General features: G+C 57.7%; 20 protein-coding genes, 4 tRNA genes and 2 rRNA genes (1 of these 26 running past the window's edge). All 26 read right to left on the bottom strand.

The genetic code is table 11. The features are described 5' to 3' along the window. Nucleotide 1: 1 nt before the first annotated feature. Complete coding sequence (gene rplW / locus NY023_RS02335; RefSeq protein WP_003255484.1) at nt 2-301, bottom strand: 50S ribosomal protein L23; 300 nt, start codon at nt 299-301, stop codon at nt 2-4. Continuing rightward, the gene (rplD, locus tag NY023_RS02330; protein ID WP_008089819.1) at nt 298-900 is read right to left on the bottom strand and encodes a 50S ribosomal protein L4; all 603 of its coding nucleotides are present in this window, start codon (nt 898-900) and stop codon (nt 298-300) included. The genes rplW and rplD overlap by 4 nt, the downstream gene beginning before the upstream one ends. A 12-nt stretch (nt 901-912) precedes the next feature. After that, nucleotides 913-1,548, bottom strand: coding sequence for a 50S ribosomal protein L3 (gene rplC, locus NY023_RS02325; protein WP_003257089.1), 636 nt, complete (start codon nt 1,546-1,548; stop codon nt 913-915). An 80-nt stretch (nt 1,549-1,628) separates the two neighbouring features. Next, on the bottom strand, nt 1,629-1,940 hold the full coding sequence (rpsJ, locus tag NY023_RS02320) for a 30S ribosomal protein S10 (RefSeq protein WP_003186070.1): 312 nt from the start codon (nt 1,938-1,940) through the stop codon (nt 1,629-1,631). 141 nt (nt 1,941-2,081) lie between these two features. Next, nucleotides 2,082-3,275, bottom strand: coding sequence for an elongation factor Tu (gene tuf / locus NY023_RS02315; protein ID WP_013970634.1), 1,194 nt, complete (start codon nt 3,273-3,275; stop codon nt 2,082-2,084). Nucleotides 3,276-3,302: 27 nt separating this feature from the next. Next, on the bottom strand, nt 3,303-5,450 hold the full coding sequence (fusA, locus tag NY023_RS02310; protein WP_013970633.1) for an elongation factor G: 2,148 nt from the start codon (nt 5,448-5,450) through the stop codon (nt 3,303-3,305). Nucleotides 5,451-5,480: 30 nt separating this feature from the next. After that, nucleotides 5,481-5,951, bottom strand: coding sequence for a 30S ribosomal protein S7 (gene rpsG / locus NY023_RS02305; RefSeq protein ID WP_003246741.1), 471 nt, complete (start codon nt 5,949-5,951; stop codon nt 5,481-5,483). A gap of 106 nt (nt 5,952-6,057) precedes the next feature. Continuing rightward, the gene (rpsL, locus tag NY023_RS02300; RefSeq protein ID WP_003257088.1) at nt 6,058-6,429 is read right to left on the bottom strand and encodes a 30S ribosomal protein S12; all 372 of its coding nucleotides are present in this window, start codon (nt 6,427-6,429) and stop codon (nt 6,058-6,060) included. A gap of 211 nt (nt 6,430-6,640) precedes the next feature. After that, nucleotides 6,641-10,840: a DNA-directed RNA polymerase subunit beta' gene (rpoC, locus tag NY023_RS02295; protein WP_013970632.1), complete on the bottom strand. Its 4,200-nt coding sequence runs from the start codon at nt 10,838-10,840 to the stop codon at nt 6,641-6,643. Between the two features lie 64 nt (nt 10,841-10,904). Beyond that, a complete protein-coding gene (gene rpoB, locus NY023_RS02290) occupies nt 10,905-14,978 on the bottom strand; it encodes a DNA-directed RNA polymerase subunit beta (protein ID WP_013970631.1) in 4,074 nt (1,357 codons plus the stop codon). A gap of 220 nt (nt 14,979-15,198) precedes the next feature. After that, entirely contained in the window at nt 15,199-15,570 is a 372-nt protein-coding gene (rplL, locus tag NY023_RS02285; RefSeq protein WP_013970630.1) for a 50S ribosomal protein L7/L12, read from the bottom strand. A 78-nt stretch (nt 15,571-15,648) separates the two neighbouring features. Further along, on the bottom strand, nt 15,649-16,149 hold the full coding sequence (gene rplJ / locus NY023_RS02280) for a 50S ribosomal protein L10 (protein ID WP_003257082.1): 501 nt from the start codon (nt 16,147-16,149) through the stop codon (nt 15,649-15,651). A 197-nt stretch (nt 16,150-16,346) separates the two neighbouring features. Beyond that, nucleotides 16,347-17,042 carry a 50S ribosomal protein L1 gene (gene rplA / locus NY023_RS02275; RefSeq protein ID WP_013970629.1) on the bottom strand — a complete coding sequence of 232 codons (696 nt, stop codon included), beginning with the start codon at nt 17,040-17,042 and terminating at the stop codon, nt 16,347-16,349. Beyond that, the gene (rplK, locus tag NY023_RS02270) at nt 17,042-17,473 is read right to left on the bottom strand and encodes a 50S ribosomal protein L11 (RefSeq protein WP_003255500.1); all 432 of its coding nucleotides are present in this window, start codon (nt 17,471-17,473) and stop codon (nt 17,042-17,044) included. The genes rplA and rplK overlap by 1 nt, the downstream gene beginning before the upstream one ends. 119 nt (nt 17,474-17,592) lie before the next feature. Then, a complete protein-coding gene (nusG, locus tag NY023_RS02265) occupies nt 17,593-18,126 on the bottom strand; it encodes a transcription termination/antitermination protein NusG (protein WP_003255501.1) in 534 nt (177 codons plus the stop codon). Nucleotides 18,127-18,135: 9 nt separating this feature from the next. Further along, nucleotides 18,136-18,504 carry a preprotein translocase subunit SecE gene (gene secE / locus NY023_RS02260; protein WP_003257081.1) on the bottom strand — a complete coding sequence of 123 codons (369 nt, stop codon included), beginning with the start codon at nt 18,502-18,504 and terminating at the stop codon, nt 18,136-18,138. Nucleotides 18,505-18,548: 44 nt separating this feature from the next. Continuing rightward, a tRNA-Trp gene (locus tag NY023_RS02255) sits at nt 18,549-18,624 on the bottom strand. 54 nt (nt 18,625-18,678) lie between these two features. Next, a complete protein-coding gene (tuf, locus tag NY023_RS02250; protein WP_013970626.1) occupies nt 18,679-19,872 on the bottom strand; it encodes an elongation factor Tu in 1,194 nt (397 codons plus the stop codon). 78 nt (nt 19,873-19,950) lie between these two features. Next, nucleotides 19,951-20,026 (bottom strand) — tRNA-Thr (locus NY023_RS02245). A gap of 29 nt (nt 20,027-20,055) precedes the next feature. Beyond that, a tRNA-Gly gene (locus tag NY023_RS02240) sits at nt 20,056-20,129 on the bottom strand. A gap of 24 nt (nt 20,130-20,153) precedes the next feature. Further along, nucleotides 20,154-20,237 (bottom strand) — tRNA-Tyr (locus NY023_RS02235). 152 nt (nt 20,238-20,389) lie between these two features. Further along, nucleotides 20,390-20,815: a hypothetical protein gene (locus tag NY023_RS02230; RefSeq protein ID WP_013970625.1), complete on the bottom strand. Its 426-nt coding sequence runs from the start codon at nt 20,813-20,815 to the stop codon at nt 20,390-20,392. A gap of 7 nt (nt 20,816-20,822) precedes the next feature. Next, on the bottom strand, nt 20,823-21,572 hold the full coding sequence (locus NY023_RS02225) for a pantothenate kinase (RefSeq protein WP_013970624.1): 750 nt from the start codon (nt 21,570-21,572) through the stop codon (nt 20,823-20,825). Continuing rightward, nucleotides 21,562-22,521, bottom strand: coding sequence for a bifunctional biotin--[acetyl-CoA-carboxylase] ligase/biotin operon repressor BirA (gene birA, locus NY023_RS02220; RefSeq protein ID WP_013970623.1), 960 nt, complete (start codon nt 22,519-22,521; stop codon nt 21,562-21,564). Before birA ends, NY023_RS02225 begins: the two co-directional genes overlap by 11 nt. A 285-nt stretch (nt 22,522-22,806) precedes the next feature. Further along, nucleotides 22,807-22,922, bottom strand: a 5S ribosomal RNA gene (rrf, locus tag NY023_RS02215). A 131-nt stretch (nt 22,923-23,053) separates the two neighbouring features. Next, nucleotides 23,054-23,583, bottom strand: a 23S ribosomal RNA gene (locus NY023_RS02210); it runs 2,362 nt beyond the window's last position.

Genomic DNA, 23,583 nt, shown 5'->3' with positions numbered 1-23,583 from the left:
CTTACTCAGCACTGCTGCTGAAATCGAGATCTTGGCCTGGCTGAAGGGAGACGATCGCCTTCTTCCAGTCATTACGCTTGCCCAGACCACGTGCGGTACGCTTGGTTTTACCCAGAACGTTAACAGTCGACACGTTTTCAACTTTTACGTTGAACAGGCCTTCGACAGCTTTCTTGATTTCCAGCTTGGTTGCATCGGTAGCAACCTTGAATACGAACTGGCCTTTTTTCTCAGCCAGAACGGTAGCCTTCTCGGAAACGTGCGGGCCAAGGAGGACTTTGAATACGCGTTCCTGGTTCATCCCAGCAGCTCCTCGAATTTCTTCACGGCCGAGACAGTGATCAACACTTTCTCGTATGCGATCAGACTGACCGGGTCGGAACCTTGCACGTCACGTACATCGACGTGCGGCAGGTTGCGAGCAGCCAGGTACAGGTTCTGATCAACAGCGTCGGAAACGATCAGTACGTCGTTCAGACCCATGCCGTTCAGCTTGTTCAGCAGATCTTTGGTTTTCGGTGCTTCAACAGCGAAGTCCTGAACCACGACCAGACGGTCGCTACGCACCAGCTCAGCGAGGATGGAGCGCAGGGCTGCGCGGTACATCTTCTTGTTGAGCTTCTGCGAGTGATCTTGAGGGCGAGCTGCGAAGGTTACACCACCGCCACGCCAGATCGGACCACGAGTGGTACCAGCACGAGCACGGCCAGTACCCTTCTGACGCCATGGGCGCTTACCGCCACCAGCCACGTCGGAACGGGTCTTCTGCTGCTTGGTGCCCTGACGGCCGCCGGCCATGTAGGCCACGACTGCTTGGTGTACCAGCGTCTCGTTGAATTCGCCACCGAAAGTCAGTTCGGAAACTTCGATCGCCTGAGCGTCATTTACATTGAGTTGCATGTCAGTTTCCCCTTAACCGCGAGCCTTGACAGCTGGACGTACAACCACGTCGCCGCCAGTAGCGCCTGGAACGGCACCCTTGACCAGCAGCAGGTTGCGTTCAGCGTCTACGCGAACTACTTCCAGGGACTGAACAGTCACGCGCTCGGCGCCCATGTGACCGGACATTTTCTTGCCCTTGAACACACGACCAGGAGTCTGGCACTGGCCGATGGAACCTGGGACACGGTGCGACACGGAGTTACCGTGGGTGTTGTCCTGGCCACGGAAGTTCCAGCGCTTGATGGTACCGGCGAAGCCTTTACCTTTGGACTGACCAGTAACGTCTACCAGCTGGCCTGCAGTGAAGAGTTCAGCTTTGATCAGATCGCCAGCCTGGAAATCGCCTTCTTCAAGACGGAACTCCCAGACACCGCGACCAGCGGCAACGTTGGCCTTGGCGAAGTGGCCTGCCTGAGCGGCAGTCACGCGCGAAGCACGACGCTCGCCGACAGTGACTTGCACTGCACGGTAGCCATCGGTTTCTTCAGTTTTGAACTGGGTGACGCGATTCGGCTCGATCTCGATGACCGTGACCGGAATGGAGACACCTTCTTCGGTGAAAATGCGGGTCATACCGCACTTGCGACCGATTACACCAATAGTCATGTTGTAAACCTCATGAGTGTACGGGGCTTTCACCCGCTATGGCCGCCCATTTCAGAGCGTTACACGACCAGACCGAAGTCTTAGCCGAGGCTGATCTGTACTTCCACACCTGCCGCCAGATCAAGCTTCATCAGCGCATCAACGGTTTTATCCGTTGGCTGGACGATGTCCAGAACACGCTTATGAGTGCGGATCTCGTACTGGTCACGCGCGTCTTTGTTGACGTGCGGGGAAACCAGAACGGTGAAACGCTCTTTGCGGGTAGGCAGTGGAATTGGACCACGCACTTGTGCACCAGTACGTTTCGCGGTTTCCACGATTTCCTGGGTGGATTGGTCGATCAGGCGATGGTCGAAAGCCTTCAACCTGATACGGATTTGCTGATTTTGCATTGGATTTCAGACTCCAGGCTGTTCCCAACGGACGCACTACGCCCGCTAAAAGGAGGCGTGATTCTATAGACGCCCCCATTTAGTGTCAACCCAATAAAAAAAACCCCCGCTGAGCGGGGGTTTTTTCAATCGGTCGAGTGATTACTCGATGATTTTTGCTACGACGCCGGCGCCGACGGTACGACCGCCTTCACGGATAGCGAAGCGCAGACCGTCTTCCATTGCGATGGTCTTGATCAGGGTGACAGTCATCTGAATGTTGTCACCTGGCATTACCATTTCAACGCCTTCCGGCAGTTCGCAGTTACCGGTCACGTCAGTGGTACGGAAGTAGAACTGAGGACGGTAGCCTTTGAAGAACGGAGTGTGACGACCGCCTTCTTCCTTCGACAGAACGTAGACTTCTGCGGTGAACTTGGTGTGCGGCTTGACCGAACCTGGCTTGACCAGAACCTGGCCACGCTCAACGTCATCACGCTTGGTACCACGCAGCAGAACGCCGCAGTTCTCGCCAGCACGGCCTTCGTCCAGCAGCTTGCGGAACATTTCAACACCGGTGCAGGTGGTGGTCGAAGTGTCACGCAGACCAACGATTTCCAGCGGATCCTGAACGCGGACGATACCACGCTCGATACGACCGGTAACAACGGTACCACGACCCGAGATCGAGAATACGTCTTCGATCGGCATCAGGAACGGCTGGTCAACGGCACGAACTGGCTCAGGGATGTAGGCATCCAGAGTTTCTACCAGCTTCTTGACAGCGGTAGTACCCATTTCGTTGTCGTCTTTGCCTTCCAGGGCCATACGAGCCGAACCGATGATGATCGGGGTGTCGTCGCCTGGGAAGTCGTAGGTGGACAGCAGGTCGCGAACTTCCATCTCGACCAGTTCCAGCAGCTCGGCGTCGTCTACCAGGTCAGCCTTGTTCAGGAAGACCACGATGTAAGGAACGCCTACCTGACGGGACAGCAGGATGTGCTCACGGGTTTGCGGCATCGGACCATCGGCGGCCGAGCAAACCAGGATCGCGCCGTCCATCTGGGCAGCACCGGTGATCATGTTCTTCACGTAGTCAGCGTGACCTGGGCAGTCAACGTGAGCGTAGTGACGAATGTTCGAGTTGTACTCGACGTGAGCGGTGTTGATGGTGATACCGCGCGCTTTTTCTTCCGGAGCCGAGTCGATCTTGTCGAACTCAACGACTGCCGAACCGAAAACTTCGGAGCAGACGCGAGTCAGAGCTGCGGTCAGAGTGGTCTTACCGTGGTCAACGTGGCCGATGGTGCCGACGTTAACGTGGGGAAGGGAACGATCAAATTTTTCTTTAGCCACGACAGTGAACCTCTTGCCTAAAGGGGATTAGCCTTGTTTTTTAACGAGTGCTTCGACGATGTTCGACGGAGCTTCGGCGTATTTGGAGAATTCCATGGAGTAGCTTGCGCGACCCTGAGACATGGAACGAACGTCGGTTGCGTAACCGAACATCTCTCCGAGCGGAACTTCAGCGCGGACGACACGGCCAGAGACCGATTCATCCATACCCTGGACCAGACCACGACGACGGTTCAGGTCACCCATCACGTCACCCAGGTAGTCTTCCGGGGTTACAACTTCGACCTTCATGATCGGCTCGAGGACCACGCCACCACCCTTCTGGGCCAGTTGCTTGGTTGCCATCGAAGCAGCGATCTTGAACGCCATTTCGTTGGAGTCGACGTCGTGGTACGAACCGTCGAACACGGTAGCCTTCAGGCCGATCAGCGGATAGCCGGCAACAACGCCGTTCTTCATCTGCTCTTCGATACCCTTCTGGATCGCAGGGATGTATTCCTTCGGAACCACACCACCAACGACTTCGTTGGTGAAGACCAGGCCCTCAGTGATATTGCCCTTATCGTCTTCATCCGGCTGAGAGAAGCGAATCCAGCAGTGACCGAACTGACCACGACCACCCGACTGGCGAACGAACTTGCCTTCGATCTCCACACCGGACTTGGTGATCTTCTCGCGGTACGAAACCTGCGGCTTGCCGATGTTGGCCTCAACGTTGAATTCACGCTTCATGCGGTCAACGATGATGTCCAGGTGCAGCTCACCCATACCGGAGATGATGGTCTGACCAGTCTCTTCGTCGGTCTTGACGCGGAACGACGGGTCTTCCTGAGCCAGCTTGCCCAGAGCGATACCCATCTTTTCCTGGTCCTGCTTGGTCTTCGGCTCGACAGACAGCGAAATCACTGGCTCCGGGAAGTCCATGCGCTCAAGGATGATTGGCTTGTCGGCGTCGCACAGGGTTTCACCAGTGGTAACGTCCTTCATGCCGATCAGGGCCGCGATGTCGCCAGCGCGCACTTCCTTGATCTCTTCACGCTGGTTGGCGTGCATCTGCACCATACGACCAACGCGCTCTTTCTTGCCTTTGACCGAGTTGATGACCGAGTCACCGGAGCTCAGAACGCCCGAGTAGACGCGAACGAAGGTCAGGGTACCTACGAACGGGTCGGTAGCGATCTTGAACGCCAGAGCCGAGAACGGCTCGTTGTCGTCGGCGTGACGCTCGTCCTGCTGCTCTTCGGTGATCTCATCCTTCGGCACTTCGGCCAGATCAGGGTGGATACCCTTGATCGCAGGAATTTCGGTCGGAGCAGGCAGGAAGTCGATAACGGCGTCGAGAACCAGGGGAACACCCTTGTTCTTGAACGACGAACCGCAGACAGCCGGAACGATCTCGCTGGCCAGGGTGCGCGCACGCAGACCTGCCTTGATTTCTTCGACGGTCAGCTCACCTTCTTCAAGGTACTTGTTCATCAGCTCTTCGCTGGCTTCGGCGGCGGCTTCAACCATGTTGTTGCGCCATTCGTTAGCCAGTTCGACCATGTCCGCTGGAATTTCTTCTTCGCGGTACGTGGTGCCCTTGTCGTCTTCGTTCCAGTAGATGGCTTTCATCTTGATCAGGTCGACCTGACCCTGGAAGTCGTCTTCTGCACCGATAGCCAGCTGGACCGGAACCGGGGTGTGACCCAGGCGGTTCTTGATCTGACCGACAACGCGCAGGAAGTTGGCACCAGCACGGTCCATCTTGTTCACGTAGACAACACGCGGAACACCGTACTTGTTGGCCTGACGCCATACGGTTTCGGACTGCGGCTCAACGCCGGAGGTACCGCAGAACACAACGACCGCGCCGTCGAGTACACGCAGCGAACGCTCTACTTCAATGGTGAAGTCAACGTGGCCGGGGGTATCGATGACGTTTACGCGGTAGTTGTCGTACTGACCACGGGAACCTTTCCAGAAGGTGGTAACGGCAGCGGAGGTAATGGTGATACCGCGCTCCTGCTCCTGCACCATCCAGTCGGTGGTCGCGGCGCCGTCGTGCACCTCGCCCATCTTGTGGCTCAGACCTGTGTAGAACAGGATCCGCTCGGTAGTGGTAGTCTTGCCCGCGTCAACGTGGGCGCAGATACCGATGTTACGGTAGCGGTTAATTGCTGTAGTACGAGCCATAAAGCCCTCGCAAAATGATTGATGCTTGAATTAGAAGCGGTAGTGCGAGAACGCTTTGTTGGCCTCGGCCATACGGTGCACGTCTTCACGCTTCTTGACTGCAGCACCCTTGCCTTCAGCAGCATCCAGCAGTTCGCCGGCCAGGCGCAGGGCCATCGACTTCTCGCCGCGCTTGCGGGCGTAGTCTACGAGCCAGCGCATTGCCAGAGCGTTACGACGGGACGGACGAACTTCAACCGGAACCTGGTAAGTGGCACCGCCAACACGGCGGGACTTAACTTCGACCAGCGGAGCGATGGCGTCGAGAGCTTTCTCGAAGATTTCCAGGGGGTCGCTGTTCTTGCGTGCTTTGACGGTATCCAGGGCACCGTAAACGATGCGCTCGGCTACGGCCTTCTTGCCGCTTTCCATCACGTGGTTCATGAACTTGGCGAGAATCTGGGATCCGTACTTCGGATCGTCAAGGATCTCACGTTTTGCTGCTACACGACGTCTTGGCATGATAAGCCCTCAAACGGTCTTCAGGTTAGCCCGGGACCAGGTCTTTCGACCCCTGCCCGACCTTACTCTTATCGACTCAAATAAATGGATGTCTGCAAACGGCCGATTACTTCGGACGCTTGGTACCGTACTTCGAACGACCCTGGTTACGGCCTTTAACGCCCGAAGTATCCAGAGAGCCGCGAACGGTGTGGTAACGAACACCTGGCAAGTCTTTTACACGGCCGCCACGGATCAGGACGACGCTGTGCTCTTGCAGGTTGTGGCCTTCACCACCGATGTACGAGGAAACCTCGAAACCGTTGGTCAGACGCACACGGCATACTTTACGCAGTGCCGAGTTTGGTTTTTTCGGCGTGGTGGTGTACACGCGGGTGCACACGCCACGACGCTGCGGGCAGTTCTGCAGCGCAGGTACGTCGGATTTCTCGACGGTACGCTTACGCGGCTGACGTACCAGCTGGTTGATAGTTGCCATCTACTAGCTCCACTGATTGTCTTGCGACGCTATTGTCTTGCAAGAAAGCCAAAAATTGGCGAGACGGAGCCTCACCAAATTTAAGGGTACAAAAGTCTAAAGAGGATCTTGCACCCAGTCAAGACGAGGCCCCGGCCCTCCCCGTCCGATCATCGGCAACATTTCATGTCGCCGCTGATCGCTCGGGGCTTGCCGGGGCCCTGCCCTGTACTTAGTTACCGCTGGAGTTCAGCGCTTCGGTCAGTGCGGCTTCCACCTCACTGGCGCTCACACGCAGCGGCTTGTCGGCATCACGGCGACGCTTACGCTCGCTGTGGTAGGCCAGACCAGTACCGGCCGGAATCAGACGACCCACGACCACGTTCTCTTTCAGGCCGCGCAGGTAGTCGCGCTTGCCGGTTACCGCCGCTTCGGTCAGTACGCGGGTGGTTTCCTGGAAGGAAGCCGCGGAGATGAACGACTCGGTCGACAGCGAGGCCTTGGTGATACCCAGCAGCACGCGGGAGAACTTGGAGATGAACTTGTCCTCGCTGGCGAGACGCTCGTTCTCTACCAGTACCTGGGTCAGTTCCATCTGGTCGCCCTTGATGAAGCTGGAGTCACCCGACTCGGTGATCTCGACCTTGCGCAGCATCTGACGCAGGATGGTCTCGATGTGCTTGTCGTTGATCTTAACGCCTTGCAGACGGTAAACGTCCTGGATCTCGTTGACGATGTACTTCGCCAGCGCGCTCACACCCAGCAGACGCAGAATGTCGTGCGGATCGCTCGGGCCGTCGGAGATAACTTCGCCGCGGTTTACCTGTTCGCCTTCGAAGACGTTCAGGTGGCGCCACTTCGGAATCAGCTCTTCGTACGGATCGCTACCGTCGGTCGGGGTGATGACCAGACGACGCTTGCCCTTGGTCTCCTTGCCGAACGCGATGGTGCCGCTGACTTCAGCCAGAATCGAGGCCTCTTTCGGACGGCGCGCTTCGAACAGGTCGGCAACGCGCGGCAGACCACCGGTGATGTCACGGGTCTTCGACGTTTCTTGCGGGATACGCGCGATAACGTCACCAACACCGATCTGGGCACCGTCAGCCACGCCGACGAGGGCGTTGGCCGGCAGGAAGTACTGGGCAGGTACGTCGGTACCTGGCAGGTACAGATCCTTGCCAGAAGCGTCGACCATCTTGATAGCAGGACGGATTTCCTTGCCAGCGGCAGGGCGATCCTTGACGTCCAGTACTTCAATGTTGGTCAAACCCGTCAATTCGTCAGTCTGACGCTTGATGGTGATGCCTTCTTCCATGCCAACGAAGGTCACGGTACCTTTCAGTTCGGTAACGATCGGGTGGGTGTGCGGGTCCCACTTGGCGACGATAGCGCCAGCTTCGACCTTTTCACCTTCCTTGACCGAAATTACCGCACCATAAGGCAGCTTGTAGCGCTCACGCTCACGACCGAACTCGTCGGCAATGGCCAACTCGCCCGAACGCGATACGGCAACCAGGTTGCCATCGGCACGTTCTACCTGCTTCAGGTTGTGCAGACGCACCATACCGCCGTTCTTCACCTGGACGCTGTCGGCAGCCGAGGTACGGCTTGCAGCACCACCGATGTGGAACGTACGCATGGTCAGCTGGGTACCCGGCTCACCGATCGACTGCGCAGCGATAACGCCGACAGCTTCACCGATGTTCACCTGGTGACCGCGAGCCAGGTCACGACCGTAGCACTTGGCGCAGATGCCGTAACGGGTTTCGCAGTTGATCGGCGAACGCACGACCACTTCGTCGATGCTGTTCAGCTCGATGAATTCGACCCACTTCTCGTCGACCAGGGTACCGGCCGGAACGATGACGTCCTCGGTGCCTGGCTTGAACACGTCACGGGCGATGACACGACCCAGCACACGCTCACCCAGCGGTTCTACAACGTCACCACCTTCGATGTGCGGGGTCATCAGCAGGCCCTGGTCGGTGCCGCAGTCGATCTCGGTAACAACCAGATCCTGGGCAACGTCTACCAGACGACGAGTCAGGTAACCGGAGTTGGCGGTCTTCAGTGCGGTATCCGCCAGACCCTTACGAGCACCGTGGGTCGAAATGAAGTACTGCAGAACGCTCAGACCTTCACGGAAGTTCGCAGTGATCGGCGTCTCGATAATGGAGCCGTCCGGCTTGGCCATCAGGCCACGCATACCGGCCAGCTGACGGATCTGGGCTGCGGAACCCCGCGCACCGGAGTCAGCCATCATGTACATCGAGTTGAAGGACTCTTGCTCGACTTCCTTGCCTTCGCGATCGATGACCTTCTCTTTCGAGAGGTTGGCCATCATCGCCTTGGACACTTCGTCGTTCGCCTTCGACCACAAGTCGATGACCTTGTTGTACTTTTCGCCCTGGGTTACCAGGCCGGAGGCGTACTGGCTCTCGATTTCCTTCACTTCGTCGGTAGCGGTACCGATGATGCGAGCTTTCTCGTCCGGGATAACGAAGTCGTTAACACCAATCGAAACGCCGGAAATGGTCGAGTAAGCGAAACCGGTGTACATCAGCTGGTCAGCAAAGATTACGGTCTCTTTCAGACCAACCACGCGGTAGCACTGGTTGATCAGCTTGGAGATCGCCTTCTTCTTCATCGGCTGGTTGACCACGTCGTAGGGCAGACCTGCCGGTACAACCTGGAACAGCAGCGCACGGCCGACGGTGGTGTCGACGATGCGGGTGTTCTTGACCACGGAACCGTCACGCTCTTTCACGGTTTCGTTGATACGAACCTTGATTTTCGCGTGCAGGGCAGCTTCGCCGGCGCGGAATACGCGGTCGACTTCCTGCAGGTCGGCGAACACGCGACCTTCGCCCTTGGCGTTGATGGCCTCACGGGTCATGTAGTACAGACCCAGTACCACGTCCTGCGACGGAACGATGATTGGCTCACCGTTGGCTGGCGACAGGATGTTGTTGGTCGACATCATCAACGCGCGCGCTTCGAGCTGGGCTTCCAGGGTCAGCGGCACGTGAACAGCCATCTGGTCACCGTCGAAGTCGGCGTTGTACGCGGCACAGACCAGCGGGTGCAGCTGGATAGCCTTACCTTCGATCAGAACCGGTTCAAATGCCTGGATACCCAGACGGTGCAGGGTCGGTGCACGGTTGAGCAGCACGGGGTGTTCGCGGATCACCTCGGCGAGTACGTCCCACACCTCTGGCAGCTCACGCTCGACCATCTTCTTGGCAGCCTTGATGGTGGTCGCCAGACCACGCATTTCCAGCTTGCCGAAAATGAACGGCTTGAACAGCTCGAGGGCCATCTTCTTCGGCAGACCGCACTGGTGCAGACGCAGGGTCGGGCCTACGGTAATTACCGAACGGCCGGAGTAGTCCACACGCTTACCGAGCAGGTTCTGACGGAAGCGACCTTGCTTACCTTTGATCATGTCGGCCAGGGACTTCAGCGGACGCTTGTTCGAGCCAGTGATGGCGCGACCGCGACGGCCGTTGTCCAGCAGGGCGTCGACCGCTTCCTGCAGCATGCGCTTTTCGTTGCGCACGATGATGTCCGGCGCCGACAGATCCAGCAGGCGCTTCAGACGGTTGTTACGGTTGATCACCCGACGATACAGGTCGTTCAGGTCGGAGGTCGCGAAGCGGCCGCCATCCAGCGGTACCAGCGGACGCAGGTCCGGCGGCAGCACAGGCAGGACGGTCAGGACCATCCACTCAGGCAGGTTGCCCGAACCCTGGAACGCTTCCATCAGCTTCAGGCGCTTGGACAGCTTCTTGATCTTCGTTTCCGAGTTGGTCTGCGGAATCTCTTCGCGCAGGCGACCGATCTCGTGCTCCAGGTCGATAGCGTGCAGCAGCTCGCGGACAGCCTCGGCACCCATGCGGGCGTCGAAGTCATCACCGAACTCCTCCAGCGCTTCGAAGTACTGCTCGTCGTTCAGCAGCTGGCCTTTTTCCAGGGTCGTCATGCCCGGGTCGATAACGACGTAGCTCTCGAAGTAGAGCACGCGCTCGATGTCACGCAGGGTCATGTCCATCAGCAGGCCGATACGGGACGGCAGCGACTTCAGGAACCAGATGTGGGCAACCGGTGAGGCCAGTTCGATGTGCGCCATGCGCTCACGACGAACTTTTGCCAGGGCAACTTCAACGCCGCACTTCTCGCAGATCACGCCGCGATGCTTGAGGCGCTTGTACTTGCCGCACAGGCACTCGTAGTCCTTGACTGGGCCAAAGATCTTGGCGCAGAACAGGCCGTCACGCTCAGGTTTGAACGTACGGTAGTTGATGGTTTCCGGCTTCTTAACTTCACCGAACGACCACGAACGGATCATTTCAGGCGACGCCAGACCGATGCGGATGGCGTCGAACTCTTCGACTTGACCCTGGTTTTTCAGCAAATTCAGTAGGTCTTTCAAGGCCTTTCCTCCTGGCGGAGCAGGGAGCGGGCATTACCTGCCCCACTCCCCTTCGCGTCACGTGTTATTCGGTTTCCAGATCGATATCGATACCGAGCGAACGGATCTCTTTGATCAACACGTTGAAGGACTCGGGCATGCCCGGCTCCATACGGTGATCGCCATCCACGATGTTCTTGTACATCTTGGTACGGCCGTTCACGTCGTCCGACTTCACTGTGAGCATTTCTTGCAGGGTGTATGCCGCGCCGTATGCTTCCAGCGCCCACACTTCCATCTCCCCGAAACGCTGACCACCGAACTGCGCCTTACCACCCAGCGGCTGCTGGGTAACCAGGCTGTAGGAACCAGTGGAACGCGCGTGCATCTTGTCGTCCACCAAGTGGTTCAGCTTGAGCATGTACATGTAACCAACGGTCACAGGACGCTCGAACTTGTTGCCGGTACGGCCATCGAACAGCACCATCTGGCCGCTCTCTGGCAGGTCGGCCAGCTTCAGCATGGCCTTGATCTCGCGCTCCTTGGCACCGTCGAAGACCGGGGTAGCCATTGGCACGCCCTTCTTCAGGTTGTGGGCCAGGGCCAGGATCTCTTCGTCGGTGAACTCGTCCAGGTTTTCCTGACGACCGCCGATCTCGTTGTAGACCTCGGTCAGGAACACGCGCAGTTCAGCGGCCTTGCGCTGCTCTTCGATCATGCGGTCGATCTTCTCGCCCAGACCCTTGGCCGCCAGGCCCAGGTGGGTTTCGAGGATCTGACCGACGTTCATACGCGAAGGTACACCCAGCGGGTTCAGTACGACATCGACCGGAGTACCGTTGGCGTCGTGCGGCATGTCTTCGACCGGCATGATTACCGAGACGACACCCTTGTTACCGTGACGACCCGCCATCTTGTCACCCGGCTGGATGCGACGGCGGATTGCCAGGTAAACCTTGACGATCTTCAGTACGCCCGGTGCCAGGTCATCACCCTGCTGCAGCTTGCGCTTCTTGTCTTCGAACTTGTCGTCCAGCAGACGGCGACGATCGACGATGTACTGCTGAGCCTTTTCCAGCTGCTCGTTCAGTGCATCTTCGGCCATGCGCAGTTTGAACCACTGCCCGTGCTCCAGACCATCCAGCACTTCGTCAGTGATCACGGTGCCTTTCTTCAGGCCCGCGCCACCGTCGACCACCTGGCCGTTCAGAGCAGAACGCAGACGCTCGAAGGTTGCACCTTCGACGATGCGGAACTCTTCGTTGAGGTCCTTGCGAATCTCGTCCAGCTGCATCTTCTCGATGGCCAGGGCGCGGCTGTCGCGCTCGACGCCATCACGGGTGAAGACCTGTACGTCGATGACGGTACCCTTGGTGCCGGTTGGCACGCGCAGGGAGGTGTCCTTAACGTCGCTGGCCTTCTCACCGAAGATTGCGCGCAGCAGTTTCTCTTCCGGAGTCAGCTGGGTTTCGCCTTTTGGCGTTACTTTGCCGACCAGGATGTCGCCAGCACCGACTTCGGCACCCACGTAGACGATACCGGCTTCGTCCAGCTTGTTCAGTGCGGCTTCACCCACGTTCGGGATGTCCGCAGTGATTTCCTCTGGGCCAAGCTTGGTGTCACGCGCCACACAGGTCAGTTCCTGGATGTGGATGGTGGTGAAGCGGTCTTCCTGAACCACACGCTCGGAAAGGCAGATGGAGTCTTCGAAGTTGAAGCCGTTCCACGCCATGAACGCGATGCGCATGTTCTGACCCAGTGCCAGTTCACCCATGTCGGTGGACGGGCCGTCGGCCATGATGTCGCCACGCTGGACCTTGTCACCCTTGCTCACCAGCGGACGCTGGTTGATGCAGGTGTTCTGGTTGGAACGGGTGTACTTGGTCAGGTTGTAGATATCCACACCTGCTTCGCCGGTTTCCACTTCGTCGTCGGCAACGCGAACAACGATACGGCTGGCGTCGACGGAGTCGATCACACCACCGCGGCGAGCAACGACGCAGACACCGGAGTCACGGGCAACGTTGCGCTCCATGCCGGTACCTACCAGCGGCTTGTCGGCGCGCAGGGTCGGTACAGCCTGACGCTGCATGTTGGAACCCATCAATGCACGGTTGGCGTCGTCGTGCTCGAGGAACGGAATCAACGACGCAGCGACGGAAACAACCTGCTTCGGCGAAACGTCCATCAGGGTGACGTCTTCCGGCGCCTTGACGGTGAATTCGTTCAGGTGACGAACAGCTACCAGCTCATCGATCAGTTGCTTCTTCTCGTTCATCGCGGCCGAAGCCTGGGCGATGACGTGATCCGCTTCTTCAATGGCCGACAGGAACACGATGTCGTCGCTGACCACGCCTTCCTTCACCACGCGGTACGGGCTTTCCAGGAAGCCGTACTGGTTGGTGCGGGCATAGGCTGCCAGGGAGTTGATCAGACCGATGTTCGGACCTTCTGGGGTCTCGATCGGGCACACACGGCCGTAGTGGGTCGGGTGTACGTCACGGACTTCGAAGCCGGCACGCTCACGGGTCAGACCGCCTGGGCCGAGTGCGGAGACGCGGCGCTTGTGGGTAATCTCGGAGAGCGGGTTGTTCTGGTCCATGAACTGGGACAGCTGGCTGGAACCGAAGAACTCTTTCACCGCTGCCGCAACCGGCTTGGCGTTGATCAGGTCTTGCGGCATCAAGCCTTCGCTTTCCGCCATCGACAGGCGTTCCTTGACCGCGCGCTCGACACGCACCAGGCCAACGCGGAACTGGTTCTCGGCCATCTCACCGACGCAACGTACACGACGGTTACCCAGGTGGTCGATGTCGTCGACGATGCCTTTGCCGTTACGGATGTCGACCAGGGTCTTCAGAACCTCGACGATATCTTCCTTGCTCAGCACGCCCGAACCTTCGATCTCGGTACGACCGATACGACGGTTGAACTTCATGCGGCCAACGGCGGACAGGTCGTAACGCTCGGCGCTGAAGAACAGGTTGTTGAACAGGGTCTCGGCAGCATCCTTGGTCGGCGGTTCGCCAGGACGCATCATGCGGTAGATCTCGACCAGGGCTTCCAGCTGGTTGCTGGTGGTGTCGATCTTCAGGGTATCGGAGATGAACGGACCGCAATCGATGTCGTTGGTGTACAGGGTCTCGATACGGACGACCTGTGCCTTGGCGACCTTGATCAGCAGTTCGGTGGTCATCTCGGTGTTGCATTCGGCCAGGATCTCGCCGGTAGCCGGATGCACGATGGCCTTGGCGGTAGTGCGGCCCAGGACGTATTCCATAGGAACGTCCAGCTGCTTGACGCCGGCCTTCTCGAGCTGGTTGATGTGGCGCGCGGTAATACGGCGGCCTTGCTCGACGATGACTTTGCCGGTTTCGTCATGGATATCCATGACTGCAACCTCACCACGCAGACGCTGCGGTACCAGTTCCAGGCTGAGTTTCTCGCCGGAAATGTGGAACACGTTGGTGGTGTAGAAGGTATTCAGCACTTCTTCAGTGCTGTAACCCAGGGCACGCAGCAGCACCGAGGCCGGCAGTTTGCGGCGACGGTCGATACGTACGAACACGCAGTCCTTCGGGTCGAACTCGAAGTCCAGCCAGGAGCCGCGGTACGGGATGATGCGAGCGGAGTACAGCAGCTTGCCGGAGCTGTGAGTCTTGCCACGGTCGTGGTCGAAGAACACACCAGGCGAACGGTGCAGCTGGGAAACGATCACACGCTCGGTACCGTTGATAACGAAGGTACCGTTCTCAGTCATCAGGGGGATTTCACCCATGTAGACTTCTTGCTCTTTGATGTCCTTGATCGCTTTGTTCGACGATTCCTTGTCGAAGATGATCAGGCGCACCTTGACCCGCAGTGGGACCGCGAAGGTCACGCCACGCAGGACACATTCCTTCACATCGAAGGCGGGTTCGCCCAGGCGATAGCCTACGTACTCCAGGGCAGCATTGCCGGAGTAGCTGATGATCGGGAATACCGATTTGAAGGCCGCGTGCAGGCCGACGTCGCGGAACTGATCCTTGGATGCTCCCGCTTGCAGGAATTCGCGATACGAATCCAGCTGGATGGCCAGGAGGTAAGGCACATCCATGACGTCCGGCAACTTGCTAAAGTCCTTGCGGATACGTTTTTTCTCAGTGTATGAGTAAGCCATCAGCGTTCCCCAGCTTGGTCACCTGCTTGTTTGGCTTCTCCCGGCGGGAGCAGCCAGAAAATCGTGCAAACCCCTTGGTTTGCGCCACCCACATGGGTGTCTTGCAGCTTGTTATCGGGGCCGGCCTGACCGGCCACCAATAACGGAAAAAGGCCGGTGGCATAAGCCACCAGCCATCAGCCCTTCGCTCAACGCTCGGACTGGAGTCGCAAGGTCGAGATTACTTCAGCTCGACTTTAGCGCCAGCTTCTTCCAGCTTCTTCTTCGCGTCTTCAGCGGCTTCTTTCGAAACGCCTTCAGCGATAACCTGAGGAGCGCCGTCGACTTTCTCTTTGGCTTCTTTCAGGCCCAGACCGGTCAGTTCACGAACGGCCTTGATCACGTTTACTTTCTTGTCGCCAGCTTCGGTCAGAACGACGTTGAACTCGGTCTGCTCTTCAACAGCGGCAGCAGCGCCAGCAGCTGGGCCAGCGGCAACAGCGGCAGCAGCGGTAACGCCGAAGGTTTCTTCCATCGCTTTGATCAGTTCAACAATTTCCAGAACAGTTTTCTGGCCGATTGCTTCGATGATTTGCTCGTTAGTCAGAGACATGACTTCAATCCTGTATTGGGGTGACAGCCTACGCAGCCATCAAATTAAACGTATGATTTTGAAAGAGTTGCGCGTGCCTTAGGCAGCAGCAGCTTCTTTCTGGTCGCGCAGAGCTGCCAGGGTACGAGCCAGCTTGCTGGTTGCACCTTGGATTACGCTCATCAGCTGTGCGATAGCCTCGTCGCGAGTTGGCAGGGTTGCCAGCACGTCGATCTGGTTAGCGGCAAGGAACTTGCCGTCGAACGCAGCTGCCTTGATCTCGAACTTGTCCTGACCCTTGGCGAACTCTTTGAACAGACGAGCAGCAGCGCCCGGGTGTTCGTTGGAGAAAGCAATCAGGGTCGGGCCTTTGAACGCGTCGTTGAGGATCGAGAATTCGGTGCCTTCAACAGCGCGCTTCAGCAGGGTGTTACGTACGACACGTACGTAAACGCCAGCTTCGCGGGCCTCTTTACGGAGTCCGGTCATTGCGCCTACAGTCACACCACGGGCATCAGCCACGACAGCGGACAGAGCGACTTTGGCAGCCTCGTTGACTTCAGCGACGATGGCCTTCTTGTCTTCGAGTTTAATTGCCACGGGTTTACTCCTGGTTTTTACCGTTTCATCTGGCCGAGGCCGGATGTCGTTTTGGTGTCTGATTCGGTAACGAATCGGGAGCACCATCTGCGTGGGCTGGTGTTTTAAGGCTTGCGCCGCCTACGGTCTTGGATAGCCCCCGCCAGGCAGGGACCCCAATTTTTGCTGGTGGCGCGACAGGTCGCGCCACCATGTTCTTACACGTTCAGCGAGCTCTGATCGATGACCAGACCTGGGCCCATGGTGGTGCTCAGGGTAACGCGCTTGACGTAGATACCTTTCGAGGAAGCTGGCTTGATACGCTTCAGATCAGCGATCAGGGCTTCAACGTTTTCCTTCAGCTTGCCGGCTTCGAAGCCGACCTTGCCAACGGAGGTGTGGATGATACCGTTCTTGTCGGTACGGTAGCGAACCTGACCAGCCTTGGCGTTCTTGACGGCGCCGGCTACGTCTGGGGTCACGGTACCAACTTTCGGGTTAGGCATCAGGCCGCGAGGACCCAGAACCTGACCCAGCTGACCTACAACGCGCATGGCATCAGGCGATGCGATAACGACGTCATAGTTCAGGTCGCCGCCTTTCATTTCGGCAGCCAGATCGTCCATACCTACGCGGTCAGCGCCGGCAGCCAGAGCGGCTTCAGCAGCTGGACCCTGGGTGAAGACAGCAACGCGAACGGTCTTGCCAGTGCCGTGCGGCAGCACGGTAGCGCTACGTACGACCTGGTCGGATTTACGCGGGTCAACACCGAGGTTAACGGCGATGTCGTAGGATTCTACGAACTTGGCAGCCGGCAGCGAAGCCAGCAGAGTGGCCGCTTCTTCGAAGTTGTAGGCCTTGCCTGCTTCGATTTTCTCGGCGATTGCCTTTTGGCGTTTGGTCAGCTTAGCCATTACACACCCTCCACGTTCAGGCCCATGCTGCGGGCAGAGCCAGCGATGGTGCGTACAGCAGCGTCCAGGTCAGCGGCAGTCAGATCAGCCTGTTTAGCCTTGGCGATGTCTTCCAGCTGAGCACGGGTAACGGTACCGACTTTAACGGTGTTCGGGCGAGCCGAACCACTGGTCAGGCCAGCAGCTTTCTTCAGCAGAACCGAGGCAGGGGTGCTCTTGGTCTCGAAGGTGAAGCTACGGTCGCTGTAGACAGTGATGATAACAGGAGTCGGCAGGCCGGCTTCTTGACCCTGGGTACGGGCGTTGAAGGCCTTGCAGAATTCCATGATGTTCACACCGTGTTGACCCAGTGCTGGACCAACGGGTGGGCTTGGGTTGGCCTGGCCGGCCTTAACTTGCAGCTTGATGTAAGCCTGAATCTTCTTAGCCATGAGCTACTCCAAAATCGGGTACGAACGCCTGCTGGCTCCCCGGATGACTTGCGTTTTATCCCAGTGACGACAAAACCCCGCAGCACACAGGGCTGCGGGGTATGGGATGCTTCGTCCGCCTAGACCTTTTCGACCTGGCTGAACTCGAGCTCTACCGGAGTAGAGCGACCGAAAATGAGCACCGCTACCTGCAGGCGACTCTTTTCGTAGTTAACCTCTTCGACACTACCATTGAAGTCAGCGAACGGACCGTCAATGACTCGAACCACTTCACCAGGCTCGAACAGCGTCTTCGGCTTCGGCTTGTCGCTACCGTCGGCAACGCGACGCAGGATAGCCTCTGCTTCTTTATCGGTGATCGGCGCAGGCTTGTCTGCGGTGCCACCAATAAAGCCCATCACACGAGGGGTGTCCTTGACCAAGTGCCAAGTCCCTTCGTTCATCTCCATCTGGACCAGTACATAGCCAGGGAAGAATTTACGCTCACTCTTGCGCTTCTGGCCGTTGCGCATTTCGACGACTTCTTCGGTCGGGACCAGGATCTCGCCGAAACCGTCTTCCATGCCAGCCAGCTTGACGCGCTCGATCAGGGAGCGCATTACATGCTTCTCGTAACCCGAGTAAGCATGCACAACATACCAACGCTTAGCCACGGGACACCTTTAGCCAACGATCAAGGAGACCGCCCAGCCGAGCAGGGAATCAAGACCCCACAGCAGCAGTGCCATAACCAGCACGACAGCCACGACAATCAGCGTGGTCTGGGTGGTTTCCTGGCGGGTCGGCCACACGACTTTACGAATCTCGGTACGAGCTTCCTTCGCCAGCGCAAAGAACGACTTACCCTTCGCAGTCTGCAGAGCTACAAAGCCCGCGACAGCAGCCAGGACGAGAAGTGCAAGGACGCGATACAGGATCGGAGAGGCGGAGTAATACTGGTTACCCACTACACCGACAACCACCAAAGCCACTACAGCCAGCCACTTGAACAGATCAAAACGCGATTCTTGGGCTTCAGTTTTGGGAGTCATCGAGGAGGATCCTGTGAGAAGAAAGCCATCACACCGAGGTGAAATGGCAGGTCAGGAGGGAATCGAACCCCCAACCTACGGTTTTGGAGACCGTCGCTCTGCCAATTGAGCTACTGACCTGTAACGCTGTATCAGGCCGGCCATTATACCGGCCTGATCAAGTAAATCAACTACTTATTCAATAATTTTTGCTACGACGCCGGCGCCGACGGTACGACCGCCTTCACGGATAGCGAAGCGCAGACCGTCTTCCATTGCGATGGTCTTGATCAGGGTGACAGTCATCTGAATGTTGTCACCTGGCATTACCATTTCAACGCCTTCCGGCAGTTCGCAGTTACCGGTCACGTCAGTGGTACGGAAGTAGAACTGAGGACGGTAGCCTTTGAAGAACGGAGTGTGACGACCGCCTTCTTCCTTCGACAGAACGTAGACTTCTGCGGTGAACTTGGTGTGCGGCTTGACCGAACCTGGCTTGACCAGAACCTGGCCACGCTCAACGTCGTCACGCTTGGTACCACGCAGCAGAACGCCGCAGTTCTCGCCAGCACGGCCTTCGTCCAGCAACTTGCGGAACATCTCAACACCGGTGCAGGTGGTGGTGGTGGTGTCACGCAGACCAACGATTTCCAGCGGATCCTGAACGCGGACGATACCACGCTCGATACGACCGGTAACAACGGTACCACGACCCGAGATCGAGAATACGTCTTCGATCGGCATCAGGAACGGCTGGTCAACGGCACGAACCGGCTCAGGGATGTAGGCATCCAGAGTTTCTACCAGCTTCTTGACAGCGGTAGTACCCATTTCGTTGTCGTCTTTGCCTTCCAGGGCCATACGAGCCGAACCGATGATGATCGGGGTGTCGTCGCCTGGGAAGTCGTAGGTGGACAGCAGGTCGCGAACTTCCATCTCGACCAGTTCCAGCAGCTCGGCGTCGTCTACCAGGTCAGCCTTGTTCAGGAAGACCACGATGTAAGGAACGCCTACCTGACGGGACAGCAGGATGTGCTCACGGGTTTGCGGCATCGGACCATCGGCGGCCGAGCAAACCAGGATCGCGCCGTCCATCTGGGCAGCACCGGTGATCATGTTCTTCACGTAGTCAGCGTGACCTGGGCAGTCAACGTGAGCGTAGTGACGAATGTTCGAGTTGTACTCGACGTGAGCGGTGTTGATGGTGATACCGCGCGCTTTTTCTTCCGGAGCCGAGTCGATCTTGTCGAACTCAACGACTGCCGAACCGAAAACTTCGGAGCAGACGCGAGTCAGAGCTGCGGTCAGAGTGGTCTTACCGTGGTCAACGTGGCCGATAGTGCCGACGTTAACGTGGGGAAGGGAACGATCAAACTTTTCCTTAGCCATCGATACAATCCTCCGCAGAAGAAATAGTCTTGCGCTGATAAAACAAAGGCAGATATTTTCATATCTGCCTTGTTTATATGGAGCTCTTGAGCGGACTTGAACCGCTGACCTCACCCTTACCAAGGGTGTGCTCTACCAACTGAGCTACAAGAGCGAAACACTTTGCGCAAAATCCAGCAAACTTGGAGCGGGTAGCGGGAATCGAACCCGCATCATCAGCTTGGAAGGCTGAGGTTCTACCACTAAACTATACCCGCGGAGCTTGCGGCTCTCGCTAAAACTGGTGGAGGGAGAAGGATTCGAACCTTCGAAGCTCTCGCAACGGATTTACAGTCCGTCCCCTTTGACCGCTCGGGAATCCCTCCAGATGTGGCCGGCATTCTATTTGCCTGCCGTCCCAGTGTCAAGCGTTTTTTCAAATTTTTTCAATCAAATCTGAAACTTAGCTGCTTTGACACTGCTTCCAGTTCTGCCACCTAAGTGGTGCTCCCTGTGAAGCGGGCGCCATTCTATCAAGCTATTCGACAGTTGCAATACCCTGGCAGAAAATAATTTTGTGTTTTAAGTCTTTGAAATCGTTGGAAAGAGTCGCAAGGACGGTTTGGTCCAGCAAACGCTCGCTTTCCGGGGCAACCTTGAGCCAACGACCGTCCGCCCCTGGCAGCTGCCCCACCACCGGCAGCGTGGCAATATCCAAGCTCACCAAACGCTGACGCAGCGCATCGAGCTGCCCCTGCCCCATCACACCACCGACCACCAGGCACTCGTCCCGCCGCTTGGGCGGTGCCGACACCCCTGTTTCGCGCAACAGGCGGATTTCTTGCTGATTGCCCTTGTACAGCGACAAGGGCGCGACTTCCTTGACCTTCAGCGGGGCTTCCCGCTGGTGCCACACGTAATAGAAGACGTTAAGCACCAGTAACAGCAGAAACAACCAACGCATAGGCACCTCAATCCAATGGGCAGGCCATGGCCAGGCCTACGAAAACCAGGTCAGGCACGACACGCGCCTGGGGGACGGCCTCCTTTACCAGCGGCGCATCGCCACCTGTGAGGAACACCGTGAAATCCTCCCCCCACAATGCACGCGCCTGTTCGAGCTGGGTACGCGCAAAACCCTGAAGCATCAACACGCAACCGCGCTCGACCGCCTCGACCGTCGAGCGTCCCGGCGCCAGGCTGGCCAATGCCCGCTCGGCGGAAGCATCGTCATAACGGATACGCCGGGTGTGCGTACGCAACTGGCTACGCATCAATGGCATCCCCGGGCAGATGTAGCCACCCAGATGCTCGCCATCCGCCGCAACGAAATCCGCTTTTGCAGCGGTCCCCAGATCAATGACCAGGCAGGCGCCCCTGGCCAAGTGAAAGGCCCCCAGCGCCGCCAACCAACGGTCCATGCCCAGGCGCTGGTAATCGTCATAGCCATTGCGCACACCCGCCATTTCCCGGGCCGGGTGCGCCACCCGTGCCTGCACGGCAAACGCCTGGGCAATCAGCGCGCAAAGCGCATCGGTTTCTTCCTCACTGCGCACACTGACAATGCGGCAACCGCTGAGACGCACCGAAGCCAGTGCAGCCACTTCGGCCACCAGCGCCTGATCGGAGTCGACGATACCGCCGCTTTCAATCACTGCATCAGCGACATGGATTACTCGCCATTTGATGAAGCTGTTACCGCAATCGAGCTCAAGAATCATCACGCAACCTCAAACTGAGCTCACCACCACTGAAGCTCTTCTCCACCCCGTCCACCTCAAGGCGCAAGCCGCCCTGCCCGTCGACGCCAAGAACCACGCCATCAATACGCATGCTACCGGCAACCAGAGAAACACTGCGCCCCTGCCAGAGGTGCGCCTGTTCCCATTCTTCCTGGAATGCGGCAAACCCATAGCGACGATGCCGTGCCAATTCGTGCTGCAACTGCTGATTGAGCAACGCTACCAGCCGGTTACGATCGATTGCCGCACCTACTTCGCGACGCATCGAGGTCCACACCTGGTCGACCTGATCGTTGGTCTGCATGTTCACATTGATGCCGATACCCAGCACCACATGACAAACATCTGCAGGGTCGCCCACCAACTCCAGGAGGATACCGGTGATCTTTTGCCCGCGTACGAGGACATCGTTGGGCCATTTGAGCCCCACATCCTTTACCCCAAAAGCCTGCAGGGTACGCATTACTGCCAACCCCACCACCAGGCTCAAGCCCTCGAGCTGGCGCATGCCACCATCTACGCGGAGAACCAGGCTGTAATACAGGTTTTCGGCAAACGGGCTGACCCATTGCCGACCGCGACGACCCCGGCCGGCGCTCTGGCGCTCGGCCAGGACCAGAAATGGAGCGACCTGCCCTTCCCCGGCTAGCCGCAGGCCTTCGGCATTGGTCGAGTCGATGGTTTCGTGGATGAAGACGGGCCAATGCTCGCCTTCGGCAAACTCGGAGATCGCATGTGCATCGAGCAAAGCCAGTGGCGCCGACAGCTGATAGCCGCGCCCACGAACCTTGTGAATACTAAGGTTCAGCTCGCTCTCCAGGTGCTGCAGCTGTTTCCAAACGGCGCTGCGACTTACCCCGAGGGCCGCCCCCAGAGCTTCTCCGGAATGGAACCGACCATCCTTGAGGAGATTCAACAACTTCAGCATGCCAGTCTCGACTTGGAATAAGGCAGGCATGATAGCTATGGGCCGTTGGCTTGCATAGGAAAAGGGCCCGCCGGCAAGGCGATGGGGATCCTGCAGCATACCCTGAAGACCCGCGCCGCACTTATGGGCTTTCGCCGCAAAGCAGGCGACGCGGTGGATGGCACCGGCCTTGCCGGCGTTCGCGGGTGAACCCGCTCCCACAGGGGCGGCGTATGCTTGGGATTTTTTGCACCACAAAGACAAAACCCCTACCTGCATGCGCAGATAGGGGTTTTGCGAAATGAATCTTGACGATGACCTACTCTCACATGGGGAAACCCCACACTACCATCGGCGATGCATCGTTTCACTACTGAGTTCGGGATGGGATCAGGTGGCTCCAATGCTCTATGGTCGTCAAGAAATTCTGTTGCCAGAATGTCCAGATGGACAGCCCAGCGAATTCGGATATGCGATATTTGTGATGTTGCGAACTTTCGGTTGTTTCGTCTTCACCACCGCAATCTGCGCTAGCAAATTGCTTGGGTGTTATATGGTCAAGCCTCACGGGCAATTAGTATTGGTTAGCTCAACGCCTCACAGCGCTTACACACCCAACCTATCAACGTCGTAGTCTTCGACGGCCCTTTAGGGGATTCAAGATCCCAGTGAGATCTCATCTTGAGGCAAGTTTCCCGCTTAGATGCTTTCAGCGGTTATCTCTTCCGAACATAGCTACCCGGCAATGCCACTGGCGTGACAACCGGAACACCAGAGGTTCGTCCACTCCGGTCCTCTCGTACTAGGAGCAGCCCCTCTCAAATCTCAAACGTCCACGGCAGATAGGGACCGAACTGTCTCACGACGTTCTAAACCCAGCTCGCGTACCACTTTAAATGGCGAACAGCCATACCCTTGGGACCGGCTTCAGCCCCAGGATGTGATGAGCCGACATCGAGGTGCCAAACACCGCCGTCGATATGAACTCTTGGGCGGTATCAGCCTGTTATCCCCGGAGTACCTTTTATCCGTTGAGCGATGGCCCTTCCATACAGAACCACCGGATCACTAAGACCTACTTTC

This window comes from Pseudomonas sp. NBB (genome assembly GCF_032701105.1).
In the GTDB taxonomy this organism is placed as follows: domain Bacteria; phylum Pseudomonadota; class Gammaproteobacteria; order Pseudomonadales; family Pseudomonadaceae; genus Aquipseudomonas; species Aquipseudomonas asiatica.
This window is presented reverse-complemented; position numbering and strand designations above follow the sequence as displayed.

Coding starts and splice junctions, on each gene's coding strand:
- rplW (WP_003255484.1), bottom strand. CDS start 301: ATGAACCAGGAACGCGTATTCAAAGTCCTCCTTGGCCCGCACGTTTCC.
- rplD (WP_008089819.1), bottom strand. CDS start 900: ATGCAACTCAATGTAAATGACGCTCAGGCGATCGAAGTTTCCGAACTG.
- rplC (WP_003257089.1), bottom strand. CDS start 1,548: ATGACTATTGGTGTAATCGGTCGCAAGTGCGGTATGACCCGCATTTTC.
- rpsJ (WP_003186070.1), bottom strand. CDS start 1,940: ATGCAAAATCAGCAAATCCGTATCAGGTTGAAGGCTTTCGACCATCGC.
- fusA (WP_013970633.1), bottom strand. CDS start 5,450: ATGGCTCGTACTACAGCAATTAACCGCTACCGTAACATCGGTATCTGC.
- rpsG (WP_003246741.1), bottom strand. CDS start 5,951: ATGCCAAGACGTCGTGTAGCAGCAAAACGTGAGATCCTTGACGATCCG.
- rpsL (WP_003257088.1), bottom strand. CDS start 6,429: ATGGCAACTATCAACCAGCTGGTACGTCAGCCGCGTAAGCGTACCGTC.
- rpoB (WP_013970631.1), bottom strand. CDS start 14,978: ATGGCTTACTCATACACTGAGAAAAAACGTATCCGCAAGGACTTTAGC.
- rplL (WP_013970630.1), bottom strand. CDS start 15,570: ATGTCTCTGACTAACGAGCAAATCATCGAAGCAATCGGCCAGAAAACT.
- rplA (WP_013970629.1), bottom strand. CDS start 17,042: ATGGCTAAGCTGACCAAACGCCAAAAGGCAATCGCCGAGAAAATCGAA.
- rplK (WP_003255500.1), bottom strand. CDS start 17,473: ATGGCTAAGAAGATTCAGGCTTACATCAAGCTGCAAGTTAAGGCCGGC.
- secE (WP_003257081.1), bottom strand. CDS start 18,504: ATGACTCCCAAAACTGAAGCCCAAGAATCGCGTTTTGATCTGTTCAAG.
- tuf (WP_013970626.1), bottom strand. CDS start 19,872: ATGGCTAAGGAAAAGTTTGATCGTTCCCTTCCCCACGTTAACGTCGGC.
- NY023_RS02230 (WP_013970625.1), bottom strand. CDS start 20,815: ATGCGTTGGTTGTTTCTGCTGTTACTGGTGCTTAACGTCTTCTATTAC.
- NY023_RS02225 (WP_013970624.1), bottom strand. CDS start 21,572: ATGATTCTTGAGCTCGATTGCGGTAACAGCTTCATCAAATGGCGAGTA.
- birA (WP_013970623.1), bottom strand. CDS start 22,521: ATGCTGAAGTTGTTGAATCTCCTCAAGGATGGTCGGTTCCATTCCGGA.